The following is a 23,334-nucleotide window of genomic DNA, read 5'->3' on the forward strand; positions in this document are numbered from 1 at the left end:
AAACGTCAGTCGGCGTCGGAATGCGTGTGATTTGCAGGGTCCTGGGAGACTATGCTGCCGGCGCGCCGATCCTAATCAGGGCCTTGATCAGCCCCTCCTTCTGCGTCGCCCAGCGCGGCAGATCCTCGGCCGCGTCCTGAAGGGTCGTCTCGTGCGTGGCAAGGCGATCCAGCGGAACCAACCCGGCTGCAATCGACGCGATCACGTGTTCGAAATCGACGGCCGTCGCGTTGCGGCTGGCGATCAACGACATTTCGCGCTTGTGAAATTCCGGGTCGGAGAAGGTGATGTCATCCTTCACGACCGACACGAGAACATAGGTTCCGCCATGGGCGACGTGCTGGAAGCCGGCCATCATCGAGCGAGCATTGCCTGTGGCATCGAAGACTACGTCAAACCCGCCCGGGCTGACGCCACGCACGCGCGCAGCAGCTTCGGCATCGCCGACGAGAATGCCTCCATTGACGCCGAGGACGGCCTCTGCCTGCTCGATGCGCCCGGCGCTAGCGTCCGCCAGCGTAACATCGAAACCCGCGATACGGGCGAATATCGCGACGCCCAGGCCGATCGGCCCGACGCCGACGACCAACGCGCTGCCTTGCCCGGAGCCGGCACGGCGAACGGCGTGCGCGCCGATGGCCAGGAACTCGACCATCGCCGCATCGCGAAGCGACAGCGAACCGGCAGGGATGAGATTACCTTCCGGCACCGCGATCTGCTCGCACATGCCGCCGTCACGGTGGACGCCGAGCACCTCGATGGCCTCGCAGCAGTTCGGCCTGCCTTTCCGGCATGCGCCGCAGCGACCGCAAGCGAGATAGGGATTGATCACGACGCGATCGCCCTTGCGCAACACGTCGCTGGCGTTGGGGTCCGCGACAATGCCCGAGAGCTCATGGCCGATGACGCGGGGATAGTTCAGGAACGGGTGCTTGCCCTCGTAGATATGGTAGTCTGTGCCGCAGATGCCGGCATAGGCCGTCTCGACGAGAGCCCATCCCGGCGACAGGGGGGCCGGGCGCCCGCGCTCCTCGACCGCGATATCGCCGGGGGTTCGGCAAACCAGTGATTGCATGTCCATTCGTCGATCATCCCTGGGCCGGACGCGGTTTTCGTAAGGCGCGTTCCGTCATGGCCGGCTCGCTTCTTCAAGAGTCATGTCTGTCTGTTATCGTTAAAGTGCACTTGAACACAATGCCTGATTATGCGAAAAGCTGGCGCCCAGCAGACATTGAGCGCCAGCGCCATGCCGCGTGATCGTAGCCCGAAATGAAGGACAACTCCGTCTACAAGCGCAGCTTCAATGCGTGTCTCGACCTCATCAGGCGCCTTGAACCGGGAGCGTTGCTGGGCTCCGAGCCGGCCCTCGCGCGTGAGCTCGAAGTCAGCCGTACGACCGTCCGTTCAATCCTCGTCGCCTTGGCCGCGGCCGGTGTCATCGCGCTGGAAGGGCGCAGCAGACAGGTGCTCAGGCATCCGCTCGACGCAGAGTATTTTCCGGATCTGGAAACGGAAGCCAGCTCCGAGCTGATCGAGCGCCGCTTCAAGGAATGGCTGCTGACGGGCGACGTCAAGCCTGGCTCCATCATCAACAGCCTCGAGCTGGCAAGGCGGTTTGAGGTCTCGACATCGGGCATCCGCGAATACCTCAACCGGTTCAGCCGGTTCGGCCTGATCGAGCGACGTCCCAACGCCAGCTGGGTCTTCCGCGGCTTCACCTCGTCCTTCGCGCTCGAGCTATGCGATATCCGCGAACTGTTCGAGATGCAGTCGATCGAGCGTTTTGCCGCCCAGATCCACAAGGAGCCGTTGCGCCGCAGGCTGGCCGATCTGAAGGCCAGGCATATCGACCTGCTGGGCCGGATCGAGACCGATTTCACCCAGTTTTCGCCGCTGGACGAAGCGTTTCATCGCACGATCAACGATGCTGCCGACAACCGCTTCATCCGCGAGTTCTACGAGATCATCTCGCTGATTTTCCACTATCATTTCCAGTGGAACAAGGTCGATGAGCGCGAGCGCAACGAGATCGCGATCCACGAGCACTTGGCGATCATCGAGGGGCTGGAAAGCGGCGATGCCCGTGCCACGCGCAAGGCGGTGGCCGTGCATATGAGCTCGGCGCGCAACTCCCTGTTCCGCTCGCTTCGCGGCCATTGAGGCGCCATTTCGGATTGTGCTTACCGCTTGGTGTTGCCGGCGCTGAAGGTCAGCGACCTGTCTCGCGCGGGCTCCGCTGACCCAGGCGATCGCAGCAGAAAGTCCGATGAGAGCATCGTCGCCCAGCGGAGCGATGGTTCCCGCTCTGTAACGTTTGCGACTATGCGACGACATCAAACACCTCTCCGTCGCTTGCCGCTCTTTCCGAAGGGACGACAACGTCGCTCCCAGGAGGCGGGATCGATCCCTCTCAGTGCGCGGATTGACGGCAACAATGTGGCTCTGGTATAAGAATTCCTGCGCCAGAAGCAGACATAATGCAGGATTTGCGCGCCGTGACGTTAGATCAAATTGATTTCAAACTTCTACGGGCGGTTCAGGCGAACAACCGCCTCACCTCGGAAGAACTAGCCGAATTGGCGAACCTATCCCCAACGGCGTGCCAGCGCCGCATGAAGCGACTGCGCGCGGCGGGGGTTATCGAGGGAGACGTCTCGATCGTGTCCCCGAAAGCGGTCGGTCGCCCGGTTTCAATGCTGGTCCTCGTCTCCCTTGAGCGAGAACGCGCTGACATCGTCGACCGCTTCAAGACCGCCATCCGATCTACCACCGAGGTGATGATCGGGTTCTATGTGACCGGCGATGCCGATTTCGTCCTCGTCGTCACCGCACGTGACATGGAGGACTACGAGCAATTCACCCGACGATTCTTCTATGAGAACCCCGACATTAAGGGCTTTAAGACGATGGTAGTCATGGATCGCGTCAAGACGGGGTTTTCGATGCCAATAGAAATGTAGCCGCGCCTGTCCAGGAAACATGCGTGCTGCGATAAATGAAATTGGCTCGGAAGCCTCCCGCAAGTCGACCAGCTTCGTCGCCACCATCACGCGATCCCGACCCGGTCGGTCCGATTGCGACTCGCCTTCAACGCACCAAGAACCAACGCGCCAGAGAGGCGCCGATCTCCGTCATCACCTTCACGCGGGCGCCATCGATCTGGATGGCAGCCGAACGCCCGGGGCGAGCTTGCTGTTTTCGGGGCGCAGCCGACGGCTCCGCTGCATTAGAGGTTTGGTGAATCGCCCGATTAATGTGCTCTTTCTCGGGCCAGACTGTGAATGTTCTGAAGATGAATTTAGGCTCCGCCGACACAACGACCACTCTCGTGCGGAGTGGCCGCAGGCGCGCGCCCCCCGCAGCCGGATCATGCTATTCCCTGCGATTTTGCCGAGGCCCGAGCGTTTCGTTCGGCTCGCTTACCGCTCTCAGTGCAGAATCTGGCTGAGGAAGAGCTTCGTGCGCTCGTGCTGCGGGTTCTTGAAGAACTCGTTGGGCTCGTTCACCTCGACGACCCTGCCCGGCATCCATGAAGATGACGCGGTCGGCGACCTGACGGGCAAAGCCCATCTCGTGGGCGGCGGCAATTTTAAGCCACTGCTCCGTCCCCTGGCGCCAACTTGCTTTTCGCGAGGACAGTCGCCGCCTCATAACCGATGGTCGAGACCAACTCAGTCGCGAATGCAGAGCTATTGCCGAGGTTGTGTGAGCACCTTTGGGGGGCTGCTTCGATGCCGCGGACGCAAGTTTCTGCAAAAGACTTGACGACGTTGGTGAGCAGCGACAGCGCTTGATGGAGGCTGAACGCGATCACGGGCTCCATCGCATTGAGCTGAAGCTGGCCCGCTTCAGCCGCGTTGCCGATGGTTGTGTCCAAGCCGTACACATAGAAGCAGACTTGGTTGACGGCTTCGGCTGCCACGGGGTTGACCTTGGCCGGCATAATCGAAGAGCCGGGCTGCAGTGCGGGCAGCTTGATCTCGCCGATCCCTCCCGTCGGTCCACTGGACAGTAATCTCAGATCGTTCGCTATCTTGGAGAGTTTACACGCAGTCCGCTTCAGGAGACCGGACAGCAACATGAACACGCCCATGTCCCAGCTCGCCTCATACAGATCGCGCGCCCGTTCGACCGGCAGCCCCGTGACGTGTCTCAGATGCGGCAAAACGTTCCGACGGTAGCTCTCGCTGGCTGCAATTCCACTTCCGATCGCCGTCCCGCCGAGATTGATCTCGCACAGATGCTTTTCAGTCTCCGCCAGTCGTTCGACGTCCTCCGACAAGGTCGTCGCAAAAGCTCCGAACTCGTCGCCCAAGGTCATCTGCACGGCATCCTGCAGCTGGGTTCTACCGAGTTTCGCGATCCCGGCGAATTCAAGCTGCTTGTCACGGAACACTGCTGAAAGAGCAGTCAACTCTTTCCGCAATAGCCGGCTACCATAGACCATCGAAAGCCTGACCGCAGTCGCATACGCATCGTTCGTCGACTGTGAGCGGTTGACATCATCGTGCGCATGAACGAGCCGGTCTTGGCCCCGCTGGCCGCCTAGGATTTCGCTAGCTCTGTTAGCGATAACCTCGTTCATGTTCATGTTCGTCGACGTTCCTGCTCCACCCTGAAAAACATCGATGGGGAACTCGTCGCGAAGCTCGTTTGCGATGATTTCGCGCGCGGCTTCCTCGATCGCCGCCAGCTTTCTGGGATCTAACGCCCCGTCATCCGCATTGGCTCTGGCTGCCGCAATCTTAACTTCTGCCAGTGCGATGATGAGATGTCGCATGCTCGATAAGGCAACTCCCGAAATCTGGAAGTTCCGCAGCGCTCGCGCCGTCGAGGCACCGTAATACCGTTCAGCCGGAACCTCGACATCTCCAAGAGAATCGCCTTCAATTCGCGTCGATGTATTCATCGCCTTACTTGCATCCCTTGACGCTGCTCGAAGGGCGATCTCGTCTACTCGTTCGATCGCGGAATTTTCGGATGCGATGAGGCTACCGAGAAACAGCGTGTTTTTCCTGCGATGTTTGAACGTAGAGTTAGGCTTTTGGTCTAAAATCGGGAAAAAACGCAGGATTCCTTCGAATCATCGGCGGGGCGCCCTGTTTCGAAAGGGAACGCGGATCGGCGGGAGCATCATGGGAAGCCGCGCACAGGTCGAGCATGCTCGGTGCGAGACCCGGATCTTCATGCGTCACGGGTGACGCTCCGGTCTGGACGAGCGTTGATGTGAAAAGCGGATCGCGGTTTTCCTATCGCTGATCGTGTTTCCATGGCTTATCCGCGGTCAACGGCTCGCTGCGCCGCGGCAATCGCCTTATGGATTGACGCCTGAGCCAACGATTGAAATTCGGTGGCGATGCGTGACATTGGCCGCAGGGCGGAGGAGATAGCGTAAACGCGCAATACTACTGAAGGGTGGAAGCGCCTGCAGATTGTTGTGCGGCTGCGGTTGGCAGCGACGGACATCGGGTCGACGAAGGCCACGCCGGTGTGGCTGGTGATCTCCCCCGACAAATGAGAAGCATTGACCTCGGCGACCACGTCTGGATGTACGCCTACCTTGGCGAAGCTTTCCCTGATCAAGTGATTAGGTGGAGAGGCGGGACTGAGCAGAACGAGGGGTTCGCCCGCGAGATCCTGCGGCGAGATCAGGTCCTTCTTCGCCAAACGATGGTCCGACCGGAACTGACAGACCATTTCCGATTCTCCCATCGGAACGGCGCGGATGTTGAGGTTCTGCGGATCGCCATGGATGAAGCCCAGCTCGACTCGATGCTGCGCCACCTCCGTCACTATTCTTGACGACATCTCTGCGGAAAGGTCGACTTTCACCTTCGGGTGAGATCGCATGAAAGAGCCCACCGTTCCCGCGATTGCTCCAATTGCAAGCGCGGGTACGGCAGCGACTGAGAGCCGACCGTGGCGGGCCTCGTGCAGTGCCGTTACCTCGTCGCTAAACAGCGTGACCTGATTGAGCAGCCGCTCTGTCTCGGCGAGCAACCTCAATGTGTCCTCGCTGGCTTGAAGTCGCCCGCGGACACGCTTGAACATCTGAATGCCTACAGAATCCTGTAGCTGAGCTATCGCCTTGCTGACGGCCGGCTGGGTGATGTTCAGCAGTCGCGCAGTCTCGGTGACGCTCAACGTCTGGGTGAGTGTCCGGAAAATTTCCAGGTGGCGAAGGTTGGGGTAACGCATAACCAAAAAGGTATGAAAATAGTGAAATAAACTCAATAGACTTATCGAATTGCTCACCGCACAGTCACTGCGTTCGCTGATTAGTTTTTAATCAGCGCAGGCGGAAAAAAGGGTTTGCGATGATCCTGTTCGAGCGCGGAGAGTTTTTGGAGCGGGTGCGGAAAACCCAGCGGGCCATGGAAAAGGCCGGCATCGAACTCCTGCTCGTTTCGAATCCCGCCAATCATTTCTATCTTACGGGGTACGACGGTTGGTCATTCTATACCCCGCAGATGGTCATCGTCTCCCTGGATCAGGAAGAGCCGATTTGGTTCGGTCGCAAGATGGATGCCGTGGGGGCAAAATTCACGGCGTTCTTGTCGAGCGCGAATGTCATTGCCTATCCGGACAAATATGTCGGCTCGTCGGAATTGCATCCGATGCAGTATCTCGCCGATTTGATCCAGGAGAGGAACTGGTCTGATCTGCGCATCGGCGTGGAGATGGACGACTACTACTACACGGCGAAATGGCATTCCATTCTGACGTCGAAGCTCCCGAACGCCACCTTCAAGGATGCGTTCCTTTTAGTTAACCGCATCCGGATGGTGAAGTCCCCGAACGAGATTGCGTTCATGCGCCAGGCCGGCACGATTGCAGGGGCCGCCATGGAAGCTGCCCGGAACAAGGCTGCAGTCGGCGTTCGTCAATGCGACGTCATGGCGGAGCTCTACAAGGTTACGACCGCAGGCACCCCTGAATTCGGCGGAACCTTCCCATGCAAGCCGCCGAACGCGATGGTCGGCGAATATTGCAGCGCGCCGCACTTGAGCTGGACCGACGCGCCGCTAAAAGAAGACGAGATCTTCTACATTGAGATGGGCGGCGTTCGTCACCGCTATCATTCCCCGCTTTCCCGCTGCATCTACATCGGTACGCCGCCAAGCGAACTGGTGCGCACTACTGCGATCATTCGCGAAGGGCTCGAAGCGGTGCTCGACGCGGTTAAGCCCGGCGTGCTGTGTGAAGACCTGGCGGCCGCTTGGAAGAGCGTCACGGCTAAGCACGGCCTCGAGAAGGATTCCCGCATCGGCTACCCGGTCGGCATTGGTTACCCCCCGACATGGGGGGAGCTGACCTGCAGCCTCCGAGCGGGTGACAAGACTGTTCTCGAAGAGAACATGACGTTCCACTGTATACCGGCGCTTTGGCTCGACAAGTACGGTTTGGTGGTTTCGGAGTCCTTCGTGGTCACGGCCTCCGGCGCGGAGACCTTCGCCAAATACCCGCGTGAGCTGCTGGTGCCCGGTACGGTGGCCTAAGGGCAGCCAGCGCATCTCGTTCGCGAGCCGGTGTCGATCTCGCTAACCGAGGCCTCAGGAGCAACCCGATGAAGAGCGCCTATTACCCACTCGGTACTTTCGTCGTTTTTGTGCTCGGGTGGTATGCGATCTCGATTCTGTTCGAGGTCCCTGCCTATCTGCTGCCTCGCCCGGAAGCGGTCATCGAACGGCTCGGGCAGGACTTCGGCTACCTCATGCGCCATGCATGGGTCACGACCTATGAAACGCTCGGCGGCTTCTTGCTGAGCGTTCTTATCGGCGTCCCCCTGGCGTTTATCATCGTATCGTCGAGTATCGTCGAGAAGGCTATCATGCCTTGGCTGGTGCTGTCCCAGACCTTTCCAAAAGTTGCTCTGGCTCCTCTTATCGTCGTGTGGTTCGGGCTGGGCATCGTGCCCAAGATTCTGGTGACATTTCTTGTCGCGTTTTTTCCGGTCGTCATCTCGACCGTCGTCGGTTTGCGTTCGATGGAAAACGAGATGCTGGAGCTCGCCCGGTCGATGAAGGCGAGCCGCTTCCAAATTTTCTGGAGGTTCAGGCTTCCTTTGGCGCTTCCCAGCCTGTTTTCCGGCCTCAAGGTCTCGGTCGCATTCTCTGTTGTCGGCGCCGTTATCGCTGAGTGGGTCGGAGCGACTGAAGGGCTCGGGTATCTGCTGCTAACCGCTAATGCCAATCTCGACACGGCGCTGCTGTTTGCCGTCCTGGCCATTCTGACGGTGCTGGGCATCGTTCTCTACTACGCGGTGGAGATGTTCGAGCAGCGCCTCATTCCCTGGCACGCCAGCGTCCGCCTCAAGGAGGTACCCGCTCTCTAGGACTGACTTAGCTCACCACAAAACCAAGGGGAAAAGCCATGAACAGGCGTGAAGCACTGATAGGCCTTGCCGCGGCGACTGCCGCAGCTGTCTCGACGACCGTGCATGCTCAGCAGAAAGTTCCGATCAGCTTCCGTCTGGACTGGACGATTTACGGAACCCACGCGCCGTTCTTTCTGGCCTTGCAAGAGGGGCTTTACGATCGCGCTGGCCTGGACGTGCGTATCGGTGAAGGCCAAGGTTCGGCGACTGTCGCGAAATTTGTCGCACAGGGCGGCGACCAATTGGGCTTCGTCGATTTCGGCAGCACTGCGCGTGCCGTCGAGCAAGGCCTGCCACTCAAGGCGGTTATGCGTGTGATCAGCGACGCGGCCTGCATCATCTCGCACGCCGATAGTCCTATCAAGCAGCCGAAGGACCTCGCCAATAAGGTGGTGGCGTTTGCTCCTTCGGAATCCACAGCCCAGGTGTTCCCGGCGTTGCTCGCGTCACAGAACGTCGATCCGGCCAGCGTTAGCGTCCTCAACCCTGCTTTCGGGGCGAAGAACGCCATGTTTCTGCAGAAGCGCGCCGATGCCATCCCCGGATTCTATAACGTTCAAGTGGCGCAGCTAGAGCAGGCCGGCGCCAAGGTCGAGTATTTCCTGCTTTCGGATTATGGCCTCAGTCAGATGAACAATGGCGTCGTGGCGAATGCGGCCTTCCTTGAGAAAAATCCGGACGCGGTGAAAGCATTTCTCAAAGCCACTCAAGAGGCTTTCCTGAAAGCCAAAGATAACCCCGATCTCGCTATCGATGCGCTCATCAAAACGCTGCCTGAGCAGCGCAGGAATCGGGACGTTTTCAAGCGCCAACTGGAATTGTCGGCTAAGGCGCTCACCACCAAGAACACGCAGGGCAAGCCGTTCGGGTGGATGGACCCGCGTGACTGGGAGGAAACGCAGGCCGTGCTCGTGAAGTTCGGCGGCATGAAGCGTTCGTTGCCGGTGGAGCAGTACTACTCTAACGACTTTCTGCCGAGTTGACGTGATGAAGAGCATCATCGCGCTCGAAGACGTCTCGAAGCGGTTCGGGCCGTTCACGGCGCTCGAATCGATCTCCCTGGACGTCGCGGAGGGGGAGTTCGTATCGATCGTTGGAACCTCCGGATGTGGAAAGAGCACATTGCTGCGGCTGGTGGCCGGCCTCATGCCGACCAGCGGTGGCTCGATCCGGATCGCTGACCGTGAGGTTACGGGTCCCACCGATGACGTCGGCATCGCCTTTCAAACGCCGGTGCTGCTCCCATGGCGGAATGTTCGGCAGAACATCGAGCTGCCCCTCGAGGTCAGGAAACTCGATGTCGGACGCCACCAGGCGGAACTGACCCGAATGATCGATCTGGTCGGATTGCGCGGTTTTGAAGACCGCCACCCCTACCAGTTGTCCGGCGGCATGCAGCAACGTGTGGCGCTCTGCCGCGCGCTGATACACGATCCCTCCCTCGTACTCATGGACGAACCATTCGGTGCTCTCGACGCGATGACGAGGGAGCAGATGAATCTGGAAATCCAGCGCATCTGGATGGAGACCAAAAAGACGATCGTCCTGATCACCCACAGCATCATTGAGGCGGTTTTCTTGGCCGACCGTATTGTTGTGATGCAGTCGCGGCCAGGGCGCATAGCCAGCGTGATCGATGTCAAGCTGCCTCGGCCACGATCCTTCACCGATATCGCGACGCCGGAGTTCCAGGATGCCTGCAATCAGGTTCGGCTCCTGATGAACGCGACTGGCTTTACGGAGTAAGCACATGAGCAACATCAGCCGCCCCATTCTCATGACGGACGCCGGCGTCGTCGTCAGTGGGCACCACAAGGCTTCGGAAGCGGGGGCCGCAGTCCTGAGGAGTGGCGGCAACGCCTTCGACGCAGCCGTCGCTTGCGCTGCCACGCTAGCAGTAGCAATTCCCAACATGAATGGGTTGGGCGGTGACGCCATAGCCTTGGCTTACGTCGCCTCCGAGCGGCGGGTCTATGCCATCAATGGGAGCGGTAAGACCGCCGCAGCTGCTGACGTCGCCGCCTTCGCGGAACGGGGTCTGAATGAGATTCCGCAGCGCGGACCGTTGCCGATCAGCGTTTGCGGTGCGGTGCACGGCTGGTCGACGTTGTTGCAACGCTTCGGTTCGCGGAGCTTCGCCGAGATGCTGGAGCCAGCAATCGAACTGGCAGATCGAGGCGTCGCACTGGATACCGTGCTGCAGACCTTCTTCGCGGGCGACACCTATCGAGAGCTAGCGGAGCAATTTCCCGATTTGGCGGCTGTATATGGTCCTCCGGGATATCGTGAGCTGGGTTCAAGCTTACGCCAGCCCGCTTTGGCCGGGACCTTGCGAGTGTTGGCGACTGGAGGGCCGGCGGAACTCTATGGCGGCGGGCTGGGCGAGGCCTTGATCGCCGATCTGCGGGCGGCAGGGTCGTTCTTGACTCTGGACGACCTTCGCGGCCATGAAACCCTGGTCGGACCATCGCTGTCGACCCCCTATAGGGGCCGCGAGCTGCATGTCGCCCCCCCGAATTCGCAGGGGCTGGCCCTTGCTTTCATGGCGGGGCTCTCAGAGGTTGATCCGGGAAGGCCGCTGCCCCCGGCCGCAGTGCTTCAGATGAAGCGGATCGCCTTCGAGTACCGGGACGCGTTGGCGACTGACCCGAGCCGCTCCTCTCTCACAGCGCCCAACCTTGCCGATTTCGACTTCCCCGAGCTTTTGGCGAAACGGATTTCGCACGAAGCCGAATCCAGGGCCGGCGGCGGAGACACCAGCACTTTCGTGGTCATCGACAAATGGGGCAATGCGGTAAGCTGGGTCCAAAGTTTGTTTGAGGATTTCGGCAGCGGCGTGATCTCGCCCTCGACCGGTATCGTGATGCACAATCGGTCCTACCTGGAAGAGATCAGCGATCACCCCTCGCGGGGCCTGCAGCCCGCAATGCGCCCCTTCCACACGTTGTGTCCGGCGCTTCTCATTGGAGACGGCTGCGAAGTGGCGATCGCGACGCCCGGGGACCATGGGCAGCCGCAAGCCATCTTCCAGGTGCTGAACAACGTGTTCGATCGCGACATGAACATTCAGGAAGCGATCGAAGCACCGCGGTATCGTCACGATACCGGATTGGAGGTCATGCTGGAAACACGGGCTCCCAAGCCGTGGCACGACGAAATCACCAGAAGTGGCTTCGTCGTTCGCGACGTTGGTGCGTGGTCGCGGCTTATGGGCGGTGTTAATGCAATCCTCGTTGCAAAGAACGGCGTCCGCCAAGCAGGGGCAGACCCCAGGCGGGCGTCCTATGCGATCTGCGAATAAAACAGGCGACGAGGTCAGGGTTTCGGTCGTTGAGGCGGCCGAGCTCGCGGCCCAAGCGTTGCAAGGCGCGGGTTTCCCGGAAGGGCAAGCACGGACGCTTGCGCTTCATTTCGCCGCGGTCGAAGCCGATGGCTGCAGCTCGCACGGTCTGAAGCGCATCCTACGTTGCATCGAGACTGCGCGCACGCACCCCGAAACGTTGGAAGCGTCGCCCGTTGCCTCGTATCCATCGCCAGCTGTGGTCATGGTGGATGCTCACTCAGGCTTTTCGCCTTGCGCTCTCGCCGTGGGACTTCCCCTGCTTTTGGAGGTAGCGAGCACTCTCGGAATCGCGGCACTTGCAGTGCGGAATTGTTTCCACGTGTCTGCTCTTTGGCCCGATGTTGAATGGCTGGCCGACAGAACGCTTGTCGCATTGAGCATGACGACAAGCCATCCTTGGGTCAGGCCATTCGGTGCGTCGAGACGTCTTTTCGGCACCAATCCCATTGCCTTCGGCTGGCCGCGTGACAATCGCAAGCCATTCGTGTTCGATTTCGCGACAAGCGCCATTTCCCGGGGCGGTTTGGAAGCGTTGATCGCAACTGGATCCCAGCTGCCGGCGGATGTCGCCGTAGACACTCAGGGAAGGGCGACCGTCGACCCGAAGCGGGCGGCCGAGGGAGATCTTTTGACGTTCGGCGGCCACAAAGGCGCGGCTTTGGCAACAATGATTGAACTGCTCGCTGGCCCTCTCGTCGGTGATTATCTAAGCCAAGAATCTGGTGCTGTCGCGCGAGCAGGTGGAGCCGCCCCTCAACACGGGCAATTTCTGATCGCGATCGGGGCGGAACGCTTCGGCACCACTTATAAGGACCGGGCGGAAACGCTGTTCGGCTGGCTGGAGGACGAGGACCTCCGTTTGCCCTCTCACCAACGATATGCACGACGCGCCGAAAGCGATCGAAATGGCTTCTCCATCCCAGCAACACTGTACGGGGAGCTCAAGAAATTAGGCGGGACGTTCGAAAGGTAACGGGCTGGATAAGCTGCTGGGCTGCCCGAGGAATAGAGGGCTCAGCAGCCAAGGTCGCGCGATGGTAACATGACTGCTTTCGATCAGACATGATGTCCTGTTGTAATAGCTTTAGCTTTCTCCGGTCGAGGAGAGAATTCACCTAATCCGTACGATCGTTCTTGCATTGGTACGGACATTGCTTGACACGCCCATGCGGTCGAAAGGTACTGGGATGGCTCAGAAAAATTGGAATCTACGCCACGCGCGCATGTCCTTTATCGCACGTCTGTTTGATTGGATCAGGAACGAGTTCAGCGACGCAGATATCCGAACCGACAATCAAAAAGAGCGGATCGCAGAAATGTGGCCGATCTTCGAGCCGTGGCTGCTTGCGATCAAGAAGCCAAAATGCCGGTAATACTTTGAAATGTCGAAGTAATGATCGTCCCAATTTAATTCGTTTTCTGCGGGCGAAAACCGAACCTTCGCGGCGTATTGAAGAACTATCATAATATTATTGAGAATTTTTAGTTGCTCCCAATTTCTCCTCGGACTCACAAGCGATGCGCGGAAGCCGGGCCGACGATAATCTGCAACGCACGACGTTTCGGAACGCGGGACCGGTTTTGGGGTTCTCATCCGGGAGAACGCGACGGGTCAGGAATTATCCCAGCCGCTACCGATCTATGCCGCATTCCACGCGGCCGCTGTCCGTCAATTTAGCGCCTGTGGGGGACACGTCCGACATCGGGGCAGAACGAACTCGGCCCTGCGCCGGAGTTCGACCTCTGACATGATGTCCTCCGCCTTTACCCAAGTTTTCCAAGACCGTGTCCGGAATAGGCATGGGGAAGCGCTAGCGCGTAGGTGATCCCCTAGTGCTGGGACGTGTCGCTAGCACGTTGCGGATCGCAAAGCTCGAATGAATACGCGAGACGCCCGGCATCGCCGATAGGATTTCCTTGTGGATGCGTTCGAACTCCCCGGCATTGGCGACCTCGACGCGCAAAAGATAATCCGAGCCGCCGGTCATCAGGAAACACTCGCGGATTTCCGGGTGTCTGCGAACCGCCGCCTCAAAGCGATCGAGAAAATCCTCAGTTTGTCGCTCCAGCGTGATGTTGATGATGACCGCTATGGTCGACTCAGAATTGCTCGCATCTACCAGCGCCGTATAGCCGCGAATGATGCCGGCCCGTTCCATCAGCCTGATGCGCCTGAGACAGGCAGAAGGCGACAGGCCGACCTCTGCAGCGAGGCTCGCATTGCTCATACGCGCGTTCAGCCGCAGGAGCCGAAGGATATTACGATCGATCGCGTCCAAGGCCGACATTGCAGATCATTCCATTTCTTCGCGGATTCTTACAAAAATTATCTTCTTGCGCAACAAGCAAGCGCTCTTTCGTCGGCTATTTCATGATCGTTGCGCTAGTCTTCCACTGACAGGGGAGAGCGGCAATGAACCATGCGACGGAAGAAGGTTTCGGCGGCGCTTCGGGCTATTTGACGATCGACCTCGCGATTCTGGCCCGCAACTATCAGCGGCTGGCGGCCGAGGTAGCACCGGGCCGCGCTGCGGCCGTCGTTAAAGCGGATGCATACGGGCTTGGCGCCGAACGAGTCTCGTCCACGCTGTATGCCGAGGGGTGCCGTCACTTCTTCGTCGCCCATTTTGTCGAGGCGCTCCGCCTTAAACCGCATCTTCCCGAAGAGGCCACGTTATTCGTGCTGAACGGCCTCCAGCCTGGCAACGAAACCGCCGCCGTTGAACGCGGCATCGTGCCCGTCATCAACACGCTGGAGCAGTGGTACCAATGGACAAGCGCCGCTGAGGTGCTTGGCCGGCGCCTGCCTGCAGTGCTGCAATTCGATACCGGCATGTCGCGTCTTGGTCTTCCTCCGGAGGACCGGGCAACCCTGACCGGCCTCCTCGAGGCCGAAAGCGGCATCGACGTGCTCTTCATTATGAGCCACCTCGCCTCTGCCGATGATATAGATAGTGGCCAAAACGAGGATCAGCGCGCGGAGATGGAGCGCATTACCGGGGAATTCCCGCAATTCCCTGTCTGCTTTGCCAATTCCGGCGGCATTTTCCTGGGCAAGGCCTATCACAGCGTGCTCGCTCGACCCGGCATCGCCCTCTATGGCGGCGCGCCCACCGTCGGCCAAGCCAATCCGATGGAACCCGTCGTCAGTCTTGATGTCGCCGTGGTGCAAACGCGAACAGTGCCATCAGGTACACGCGTGGGCTACGGCGCGACCCATGTGACTACTGGTAAAGCGCGGCTTGCTACCATCGCGGCCGGTTATGCGGACGGGCTACTGCGCAGCCTCTCAGGCCGCGGTGCAGTCTATCACGACGGCGTGCGCCTGCCGATTGTTGGGCGGGTCTCCATGGATAGCATCATCATCGACATTTCCGCCGTTCCCGAAGGCGGCCTCGCGCCGGGTAGTCTCGTGGAGGTGCTGGGGCCGCACCAGACGCTGGAGGATGTCGCACGTGACGCTGGCACCATCGCTTACGAAATTCTCACCGGCCTCGGCCACCGCTATGAGCGACGCTACCGCTGAGCCATCCGCTTCATTCTCCTTGAGGACATCATGAAAGTCATTGTTCTTGGAGCTGGCATCGTCGGCGTCACGTCGGCTTATCAGCTCGCCAAGATGGGGCACGACGTCACAGTCGTCGACCGTCAGCCTGGCTCGGCGCTGGAGACCAGCTTCGCGAATGCCGGCGAAGTCTCTTTTGGATATTGCTCGCCCTGGGCCGCTCCGGGCATCCCCTTGAAGGCCATGAAGTGGCTGTTCATGCAGCATGCGCCGCTGATCCTACGTCCCAAGGTCGACATGGCCATGCTCAGCTGGATGGCGCAGATGCTGGGCAACTGCACCTCCGCTCGTTATGCGATCAATAAGAGCCGCATGCTGCGCCTCGCAGACTACAGCCGCATCGCGCTTGCTGCGTTGCGCGAAGAAACCGGCATCGCCTACGACGAGCGCATGCAGGGCACGCTGCAACTCTTCCGCACCGATGCGCAACTCGAAGCCTCCGCTAAGGACGTCAAGGCGCTAGCCGCCGACGGCATCCCTTACGACGTGCTGGACCCAGAAGGCTGCATTCGGGTCGAACCCGCCCTGAAGCATGTGCGCGAAAAAATCGTCGGCGGTCTCCTGACGCCGAAGGACGAGACGGGTGACTGCTTCAAGTTCACCACTGCGCTGGCGGCAAAGGCCGAAGACCTCGGCGTGCGCTTCAACTATGGTAGCATTATCAGAGGTCTGGACGTCGAAGGCGGCCGCGTGCGTGCCGTCGTCACCGCGCATGGCAGGCTCGAGGCTGAGGCCGCAGTTGTCGCGCTCGGCAGTTTCTCACCACTCCTCGTACGCCCGCACGGCATCCGGCTGCCGGTATATCCGGTTAAGGGCTATTCACTAACAATCCCGATTACCGACGCCTCGCGGGCGCCGGAATCGACCGTGATGGACGAGACCTTCAAGATCGCCATTACAAGGCTCGGCGACCGCATTCGCGTTGGTGGCATGGCGGAAATCTCCGGCTACACTAACGATCTTGGCGAACCTCGCCGCCTGACGCTCCAGCATTCCGTCACCGACCTCTTTCCCGGTGGCGACGTGTCCAAGGCAAGCTTCTGGTCGGGCCTGCGACCGATGACGCCGGACGGAACACCAGTCATCGGCCCGACGACAGTAGCTGGCCTCTTCCTAAATACCGGCCATGGCACGCTCGGATGGACGATGAGCTGCGGTTCGGCGCGCGTCGTCGCCGACCTTGTTTCGGGCCGCAAGCCGGAGATCGACGCCACCGATCTTTCGGTCGCCCGCTACTCCTAAACGCTCGGTTGCACTGCGAGTATCGCGCTTCCTTCTCGTTTTCGATGGAAACCGCTGCGAGAGCTTCGTCAGCCTCGCAGGTGTGGTCCCCGCCTGCGGGCGGAGCGTGTTTTTGAGGCCCAAGTGATTCGTATGTTGATCGGATCCAGCCTCGTTTCGCACGCATACTGCGCTTGAGGCGATCACAACACCGGAAATCCTCTGTCATGCACCTGCAAACGCCGGCAAACTGCGTCTAGGTGCTGTATAAGTTCACTAACGACGAGCGTTATGGGGCCCAATGGCCCAGACGCTGAAAGGTGGAAACAGATCGTCTGCGGAAGCAGGCGGATGTCTCTCTCTTTACCACGGATAATCGTTCGATAGATGAAGGAGCCAGACTATGACGATCAATGTCGCCAAGATCAGCAAGCTGGATCGCGCCAGCGTCCTTCACCCATTCACGCAGCTTGCCGACTTCGCGAGCGGCAAGCTCGGTGACCCGATCATAGTCGAAACCGGGAAGGGCATCCGCATTCAGGATGCTACTGGCAAGGAGCTCATCGACGGCTTCGCCGGGCTATACTGCGTAAATATCGGCTATGGTCGGACGGAGGTGGCGGAGGCGATTTCCCGTCAGGCCTACCGGCTTGCATACTACCACACCTATGCCGCTCACACCACCGACGAGCTGGCGATTCTGTCCGACCGCCTGGTGCGTATGGCGCCCGGTAAGATGAGCAAGATTTTCTATGGCATGTCGGGTTCCGACGCCAATGAGACGAATGTGAAGCTCGTCTGGTACTACAACAACCTCCGCGGCAAGCCGAAAAAGAAGAAGATCATCTCGCGTATGCGCGGTTACCACGGCTGCAGCGTCGTGTCAGGGTCGCTAACCGGTATGAGCTTCTATCATGATCACATGGACCTGCCGGTTTCCGGGATTATCCACACCGGAGCGCCGCATCACTATTGGGGCGCAGAAGCAGGCGAGTCGGAGCTCGCTTTCTCGGCGCGGCGCGCGACCGAACTCGACGAGCTAATCCAGCGCGAGGGTGCCGACACGGTTGGCGCCTTTATCGCAGAGCCGGTGCTGGGTACGGGCGGCATCACTCCGCCGCCGGAGGGTTATTGGTCCGCCATCCAGGAGGTGCTGAAGAAGCACGACGTGCTCCTGATCGCGGACGAGGTGATCACCGGCTTCGGGCGTACTGGGTCGATGTTCGGCTGCCACCATTACGGAATCGAGCCGGATCTGATCACCATCGCCAAGGGCCTGACCTCGGCCTACTTCCCGTTGTCCGGTTCGATCGTCAGCGAGAAGGTGTATCAGGTGATGGAAGAAGGTGCGGCAAAGGTCGGCGCGTTCTCCCATGGCTACACCTATTCGGGCCATCCCATTGGTGCGGCCGCGGCGAATGCAGTCCTTGACATCGTCGAGAAGGAGAATCTCCCAGGCAACGCCCGCGTCGTCGGCGATTACTTCCAGAAGCGGCTCTCTGCCACGTTCGCTCAGTTGCCGATCGTCGGCGAGGTTCGTGGCGTTGGACTGATGGGCGCGATCGAATTCGTCGCGGATCGGGATCGTAAGACCCGCTTCGACGCCGGATTGAAGGTTGGCGCTCGGGTCTCGAAGGCGGCTCGCGACCGCGGCTTGATCGCCCGTGCGATGCCGCATGGTGACATCCTCGGTTTCGCTCCGCCTTTGGTGACCACAAAGGAAGAAGTCGACGAGATCGTCTCTATCGCCGAGGCCGCCGTGCGCGAGGTCATGGACGAGCTGTCGCGCGAAACCGCGATCGCCTGACGATACATCCTGCCGCGCTGCCTGGATATCATCATGGCTTCTCCCGAAGACCGCATCCTGCAAGCCGTCGACGACCTGTTTGATAAACAGGTCGAGTTCCTCGGTGAACTCGTAAGCTTCCGAACCCTTCGCAATGAGGAGGCGGAGGCGCAGAGTTTCTTGGAGTCGGCTCTCATCAAGCGCGGCTACGCCATCAGCCGATTTCAGACGGATGCTTCCCGGATCGGCAAGCATCCGGCTTTCTCGCCTTCGACGGTCGACTACCGATCGAGTTGGAACATCGTCGGTCGAAAGGATGCCAGCGAACGCGGCGGCCGCTCTCTGGCCTTCAACTCCCACATGGATGTTGTTCCGGCCGGCAGTGCGGCGCGCTGGGCGTCTCCGCCGTTCAAGCCTCGTCGGGAGGGCGATTGGCTCTACGGTCGCGGTGCCGGCGATATGAAAGGGGGCTTGGCTGCGTCCATTTTTGCTTTGGACGCCATAGCTCACGCCGGTCTATCGCTGCGCGGCGATGTGCAGATCCAGTCCGTAGTTGAAGAGGAAATTACCGGCAATGGAGCGGCAACGGCCTTCGTCAACGGCTACGTGGCGGATGCCATCATCAGCCCGGAACCAACTGACGAGCAACTGGTGCGCGCCAATTCCGGCGTGCTTAAGTTTCGCCTGACCGTCCGCGGTCGCCCGGCGCATCCGCGCGAGCCCGAGTCAGGAAATAGTGCGATTGATCTGATGATCCGGCTCACGAGCCACTTGCGCGAATTGGAACGCAAGTGGATCAGCGAAGCCAAAGACAGGCCGTGGTTTGCCGATATCCGGAATCCGGTCGCGCTGACGTTCGGAACGATAAGGGGGGGCGATTGGATCGCCTCGATTCCGAGCGACTGCGTGGTCGAAGGGCGCATCGGGTTTTATCCGGGAGAGGATCCCAAGACACGTGCCGAAGAGTTCGAGGCCTTCGTCGCCGGGATTCATGAAAGTGACCGGGCCTTCGCCGCCGGCGACCTCGTCGACGTGGAGTGGGTCGGCGTTATGCACGCCGGGTACGTGTTGACTGAAGGCTCGCCAGCGGAAGCGGCCCTTCGGGCGGCGCACCGTCGCGTCCAAAACGGCGAGGAGCTGAACGCCTCGGTTATGACCTGCTACCTGGATGCCGCTGTTTTCGCCGTGCACGGGAATATTCCGTCGCTCGTCTATGGGCCGATCGCCGAGAGCATTCATGGCATTGACGAGCGCGTCAGCCTGCCCTCGCTGAAGCGCGTTACGAAGACGTTGGCACTGTTCGCTGCCGAATGGTGTGGCGTGCAAGCTTGAGATTCCACCAGCGCAGGGGCCTCCGGCCTCAAGCGGGGAGCCGGAACCGACGACCTGCGGCTGAGCGGTGGAAGTCAGGCTCTTGAGCCGTGTTTCGGCCGTCGGTCACGGTGTCCGGCGGCCTTGTCCCCGATGTTCCATATCGGCCGTTCGTTCCTCACTGGACGCGACGGCAACTCAGGATAGCGTGCATGATCGCTGCAAAACTCAAAGCCGCTGAGAACGACGCCGTCATCGCCGTCGAGAACCCGTTCGACGGTTCTATCGTTGAGAAGGTTCCCTCGACCGGAGCGGAAGCTCTTGACGACTTGCTCGCTCGCGCCCGCCGCGGCGCGGTCGCGTCCCGCCAACTGCCGCGTCACAAGCGCGCCGCTGTTCTCGAAGGCGCCGCGGCCCTCATCGATGATCGCCGGGAGACCTTCGCAAGCACTATTGTTGCCGAGGCCGGAAAAACGATCGTTCAGGCGCGCAAGGAAGTGATGCGCTGCGTGAACACGCTAAAGCTCTCGGCTGAGGAGGCGAAGCGCAGTGCCGGCGAGGTTATCCCGTTCGATGCCTATCCGGGATCGGAGCTGCGTCAAGGCTGGTTCACGCGCGAGCCGCTCGGGATCATCGCTGCGATAACGCCCTACAACGATCCTCTCAACTTGGTGGCGCACAAGCTTGGGCCGGCCATCGCTGGCGGAAATGCGATCCTCCTCAAGCCGTCCGAACTGACACCGCTTTCCGCGATGAAACTGGTCGAGGCTCTCATCGAAGCCGGGTTGCCTGAGGAAATCATTACGATCGCCATCGGCGGCGTCGATCTTGGCAAGGCACTTGTCTCCGCCCGGGAGGTCCGCATGGTGTCGTTCACCGGCGGCTTTGCGGCAGGCGAGGCGATCACGCGTTCTGCCGGATTGAAGAAGCTTGCAATGGAGCTGGGCGGCAACGCCCCAGTCATCGTCATGGCCGACTGCGACTTCGACAAGGCCGTCGAAAGCTGCGTTTCGGGGGCCTTCTGGGCTGCCGGACAGAACTGCATCGGCGCCCAGCGCATTCTCGTCCAGGCGCAACTGTACGAGCGCTTCCGGGATGCCTTCGTTCGGGCCACCGCAAAGCTGAGAGCGGGCGATCCGTCACGAGAGGATACCGATGTTGGGCCGATGATTTCGGAGGATGTAGCGAGGCGGGCCCAAGCCTCCGTGAATGAGGCCATAGAGTCCGGCGCGATCTTGCTTTGCGGCAATCTGCGGAAAGGCTCGCTCTATCACCCAACCGTCTTGGAAGGCACGCCCCCAACCTGCTCGCTGTGGCACGAAGAGGTCTTCGCGCCGGTGGTGATGCTCGCGCCGTTCGAGACCTTCGACCAGGCAATCGAAATGGCCAATGATCCCGAATACAGCCTGCATGCCGGCATCTTCACGAACGACCTGTCGAAAGCGCTCGAAGCTGCTCAGCGAATTGATGCGGGCGGCGTCATGATCAATGACTCCTCGGACTATCGGTTCGACGCGATGCCGTTTGGCGGCTCCAAGTATGGCAGCATGGGACGCGAGGGCGTACGATTCGCGTTCGAAGACATGACCCAACCGAAGGTCGTTTGTATCAATCGAGCCTGACGGTTGGCGGTGAGCGATCCAACAATACGCGGAAGAGTGCCGACCGAAGATGTTGCTGCCGAAGCGATCGCGGACGCGACCTCACGACCGACCGTATCGATCTTTCGCGGGCTTTCCGCATTTCCGCTGACCCCGGTCGATGCCGGGGGTGTAGTCGATACCGACGCCTTCGCCCTAATTCTGGACCGGCTCGTCGCGGCCGACGTCGACACCATCGCCGTGCTCGGCAGCGCCGGCAGGCGTCGTCACGCTAACTCTGACGTGGCGGCCAGTCGTGTAGGTTGGCGGATATGGCCCTGCCGCCCATCAGCTACAAGCGCCATCTGTTCCCACGGCGATCATCGCCCATGCAGTGTACCTGTATTTCTGCTTTCGCCTGAGCCTGCGCCTGGTGGAGGAAATACTACCGGAGCGCGGCATCGCCGTTTCCTGCGAGCGAAGCGGCGCTAGGCCCTGAAGTTAGGGCGGGGCTACGCCCGCGGCCTCAAGCGAAAGAAGCCGAGCCGGCACGATCTCCGGCATCTCGAGGAGGTCGTGGTCACGATCGCCGGCAAGAAGCACTTGCTGTGGCGCGCGGCCGATCAAGACGGCTGTATCCTCGATGAGATAGGGACGCCGCGACCGTGGGCTGATGGGGGCGAGAGCGGCGCGGCCTTGAAGATCAGCGCGTCCTGCGTTTCTAAGTGGCATATGTTGAAGGCGCAGACCGGTTTACTCGGCGATGGCAAGTTCGGCGCCACAAGAAGCCGACGAAGGCCTTGTCGTTGCCCAACTTTACACATTCGCTTAAGTGGGGGGATTGCGCCCGCGGACCCGACCCGGTGAAGTCGCCCCAAGAGCTAAAATGAGAAAAGCTCTCCTGGGAGGATATTGTGCTGACAAGGTCAGGATTATTCGCCGCCGCGATGTTATGCGCGATCGCCGGCCCGGCAATCGCCCAGCCGAAGACGATCAGTCTTTGGCACCCGTTCACGCTTGAGACCGACATGATCTATGGCGGCATCAAGGCCTTCAACGAGTCGCAGAGCGAATACCGCATCGACCCGCGTATCGTGCCCGGGCCGCAAATGGATTCCGAGCTGATCAAGGCGATCGCCAGCGGCTCGGTGCCGGACCTGGTGACACTCGACAATCCCGTCGTCGCCAGCTTCTCGGCGCAGGGCACGCTGACAGACCTGACCGAGCGCGTCGGCAAATCGGCGGTCGTCAAGCCGGACGTCTATTTCAAGGGGCCATGGGCCTCCGGCCTCTGGAAGCAACGCATCTTCGCCGTGCCGCGCGACGCCAACACCCTGGCGCTCTGCTACAACGCCGACATGTTCAAGGCGAAGGGGCTTGATCCGGACAAGCCGCCCAAGACCTGGACCGAGCTGCTCGACGCCGCCAAGGCGCTGAAGGACCCGGCCAAGAACGTCTACGGCTTCGGCTTCAGCGCCGTGCAGGCCGACGAGGGCGTGTTCCAATTCCTGCCCTTCCTGCATCAGGCCGGCGGTGCGATCGACAAGCTCGACGCGCCGGAGGCGACCGAGGCGCTTGAGTTCTGGGCTGGCATGGTCAAGGACGGGATCGCCTCCCGCGACGTCATCAACCAGCGCCAGTACGAGGTGACCAATACCTTCATGGCCGCCAATGCCGCGATGGTGCTGTGCGGGCCATGGGAACTGCCGCGCCTGCAGAAGGAAGCCAAGTTCGCGTGGCGCCTTGCGCTGCTGCCGGTCAAGCCCGGCAAGGACATCGCGGCATCCGCGCTCGGCGGCTATGACTGGGTCGTGCCCAAGGGCGCCAAGCAGGTCGATGGCGCCTTCCGTTTCATCGAGTTCATGTCGGATCCGAAGATCCTGAACGAGGGCTGGAAAACCGGCCGGCTCGCGCCGCGCACCGACGTCACCGTCTCCGATCCGCTCTGGCCGCAGGCTTACGGCATCTACCGCAAGCAGCTCGAAAGCGCCCGCGCCCGTGGTCCGCATCCGCAATGGCCGGAGATCTCGCGCGCCATTCAGATCGCCATGCAGGAGGCCGTGACAGGCACCAAGCCCGCGGGAACCGCGCTTGCCGACGCGGCGCGCAAGATCAAGCCGATCTTGGCCAAGACGCCGTTGTGATTGCGAA

The 23,334-nt window shown here is 60.5% G+C and carries 18 protein-coding genes and 2 pseudogenes; 15 read left to right on the forward strand and 5 right to left on the reverse strand.

Annotation, left to right across the window (positions count from 1 at the left end; translation table 11 throughout):
• Positions 1-49: 49 nt before the first annotated feature.
• Entirely contained in the window at positions 50-1,075 is a 1,026-nt protein-coding gene (locus C4S73_RS20550; RefSeq protein WP_103874469.1) for a zinc-binding alcohol dehydrogenase family protein, read from the reverse strand.
• 194 nt (positions 1,076-1,269) lie between these two features.
• On the opposite strand from C4S73_RS20550, the gene C4S73_RS20555 reads away from it, so the two are divergent.
• A complete protein-coding gene (locus C4S73_RS20555; protein WP_103874396.1) occupies positions 1,270-2,160 on the forward strand; it encodes a GntR family transcriptional regulator in 891 nt (296 codons plus the stop codon).
• Positions 2,161-2,477: 317 nt separating this feature from the next.
• A complete protein-coding gene (locus C4S73_RS20560) occupies positions 2,478-2,960 on the forward strand; it encodes an Lrp/AsnC family transcriptional regulator (protein WP_103874397.1) in 483 nt (160 codons plus the stop codon).
• 468 nt (positions 2,961-3,428) lie between these two features.
• On the opposite strand, the pseudogene C4S73_RS20565 reads toward C4S73_RS20560, so the two are convergent.
• The 3 genes and pseudogenes from C4S73_RS20565 to C4S73_RS20575 all read right to left on the reverse strand — a co-directional run.
• Positions 3,429-3,588 (reverse strand): annotated as a pseudogene (locus C4S73_RS20565) (amino acid ABC transporter ATP-binding protein); the annotation flags it as partial.
• Between the two features lies 1 nt (position 3,589).
• Positions 3,590-4,909, reverse strand: a complete 1,320-nt coding sequence (locus tag C4S73_RS20570) for an aspartate ammonia-lyase (RefSeq protein WP_103874398.1) — start codon at positions 4,907-4,909, stop codon at positions 3,590-3,592.
• Positions 4,910-5,274: 365 nt separating this feature from the next.
• Positions 5,275-6,255, reverse strand: a complete 981-nt coding sequence (locus C4S73_RS20575; protein ID WP_146071453.1) for a LysR family transcriptional regulator — start codon at positions 6,253-6,255, stop codon at positions 5,275-5,277.
• 62 nt (positions 6,256-6,317) lie between these two features.
• Here C4S73_RS20575 and C4S73_RS20580 point away from each other — a divergent pair, with 62 nt between their 5' ends.
• From C4S73_RS20580 to C4S73_RS20605, 6 genes are all read left to right on the forward strand, one after another.
• The gene (locus tag C4S73_RS20580) at positions 6,318-7,499 is read left to right on the forward strand and encodes a M24 family metallopeptidase (protein WP_103874400.1); all 1,182 of its coding nucleotides are present in this window, start codon (positions 6,318-6,320) and stop codon (positions 7,497-7,499) included.
• Positions 7,500-7,567: 68 nt separating this feature from the next.
• On the forward strand, positions 7,568-8,335 hold the full coding sequence (locus C4S73_RS20585; RefSeq protein WP_103874401.1) for an ABC transporter permease: 768 nt from the start codon (positions 7,568-7,570) through the stop codon (positions 8,333-8,335).
• Positions 8,336-8,373: 38 nt separating this feature from the next.
• Complete coding sequence (locus C4S73_RS20590; RefSeq protein ID WP_103874402.1) at positions 8,374-9,360, forward strand: ABC transporter substrate-binding protein; 987 nt, start codon at positions 8,374-8,376, stop codon at positions 9,358-9,360.
• A 4-nt stretch (positions 9,361-9,364) separates the two neighbouring features.
• Positions 9,365-10,123, forward strand: a complete 759-nt coding sequence (locus C4S73_RS20595) for an ABC transporter ATP-binding protein (RefSeq protein ID WP_103874403.1) — start codon at positions 9,365-9,367, stop codon at positions 10,121-10,123.
• A gap of 4 nt (positions 10,124-10,127) precedes the next feature.
• Positions 10,128-11,678 (forward strand): gamma-glutamyltransferase family protein, encoded by a 1,551-nt coding sequence (locus C4S73_RS20600; RefSeq protein WP_103874404.1) that lies wholly within the window; start codon positions 10,128-10,130, stop codon positions 11,676-11,678.
• A complete protein-coding gene (locus C4S73_RS20605) occupies positions 11,662-12,693 on the forward strand; it encodes an Ldh family oxidoreductase (protein ID WP_160115858.1) in 1,032 nt (343 codons plus the stop codon). The genes C4S73_RS20600 and C4S73_RS20605 overlap by 17 nt, the downstream gene beginning before the upstream one ends.
• 838 nt (positions 12,694-13,531) lie before the next feature.
• Here the strand turns inward: C4S73_RS20605 and C4S73_RS20610 are convergent.
• Positions 13,532-14,008, reverse strand: a complete 477-nt coding sequence (locus C4S73_RS20610) for an Lrp/AsnC family transcriptional regulator (RefSeq protein WP_103874406.1) — start codon at positions 14,006-14,008, stop codon at positions 13,532-13,534.
• Between the two features lie 125 nt (positions 14,009-14,133).
• On the opposite strand from C4S73_RS20610, the gene alr reads away from it, so the two are divergent.
• The 7 genes and pseudogenes from alr to C4S73_RS20645 all read left to right on the forward strand — a co-directional run bounded on the left by alr (position 14,134) and on the right by C4S73_RS20645 (position 23,327).
• Positions 14,134-15,246 carry an alanine racemase gene (gene alr, locus C4S73_RS20615; protein WP_103874407.1) on the forward strand — a complete coding sequence of 371 codons (1,113 nt, stop codon included), beginning with the start codon at positions 14,134-14,136 and terminating at the stop codon, positions 15,244-15,246.
• A gap of 30 nt (positions 15,247-15,276) precedes the next feature.
• Complete coding sequence (locus C4S73_RS20620) at positions 15,277-16,527, forward strand: D-amino acid dehydrogenase (protein ID WP_103874408.1); 1,251 nt, start codon at positions 15,277-15,279, stop codon at positions 16,525-16,527.
• A gap of 382 nt (positions 16,528-16,909) precedes the next feature.
• Positions 16,910-18,313, forward strand: coding sequence for an aspartate aminotransferase family protein (locus tag C4S73_RS20625; RefSeq protein WP_103874409.1), 1,404 nt, complete (start codon positions 16,910-16,912; stop codon positions 18,311-18,313).
• A 33-nt stretch (positions 18,314-18,346) separates the two neighbouring features.
• Complete coding sequence (locus C4S73_RS20630) at positions 18,347-19,624, forward strand: ArgE/DapE family deacylase (RefSeq protein WP_103874410.1); 1,278 nt, start codon at positions 18,347-18,349, stop codon at positions 19,622-19,624.
• A 191-nt stretch (positions 19,625-19,815) separates the two neighbouring features.
• A complete protein-coding gene (locus tag C4S73_RS20635) occupies positions 19,816-21,225 on the forward strand; it encodes an aldehyde dehydrogenase family protein (RefSeq protein WP_103874411.1) in 1,410 nt (469 codons plus the stop codon).
• Between the two features lie 328 nt (positions 21,226-21,553).
• Positions 21,554-21,834 (forward strand): annotated as a pseudogene (locus C4S73_RS28755) (IS6 family transposase); the annotation flags it as partial.
• A gap of 263 nt (positions 21,835-22,097) precedes the next feature.
• A complete protein-coding gene (locus C4S73_RS20645) occupies positions 22,098-23,327 on the forward strand; it encodes an ABC transporter substrate-binding protein (protein ID WP_146071454.1) in 1,230 nt (409 codons plus the stop codon).
• The last annotated feature ends 7 nt before the right edge of the window (positions 23,328-23,334 follow it).

The sequence above is a fragment of the Allobosea lathyri genome, from assembly GCF_900108245.1.
Lineage (GTDB): Bacteria > Pseudomonadota > Alphaproteobacteria > Rhizobiales > Beijerinckiaceae > Allobosea > Allobosea lathyri.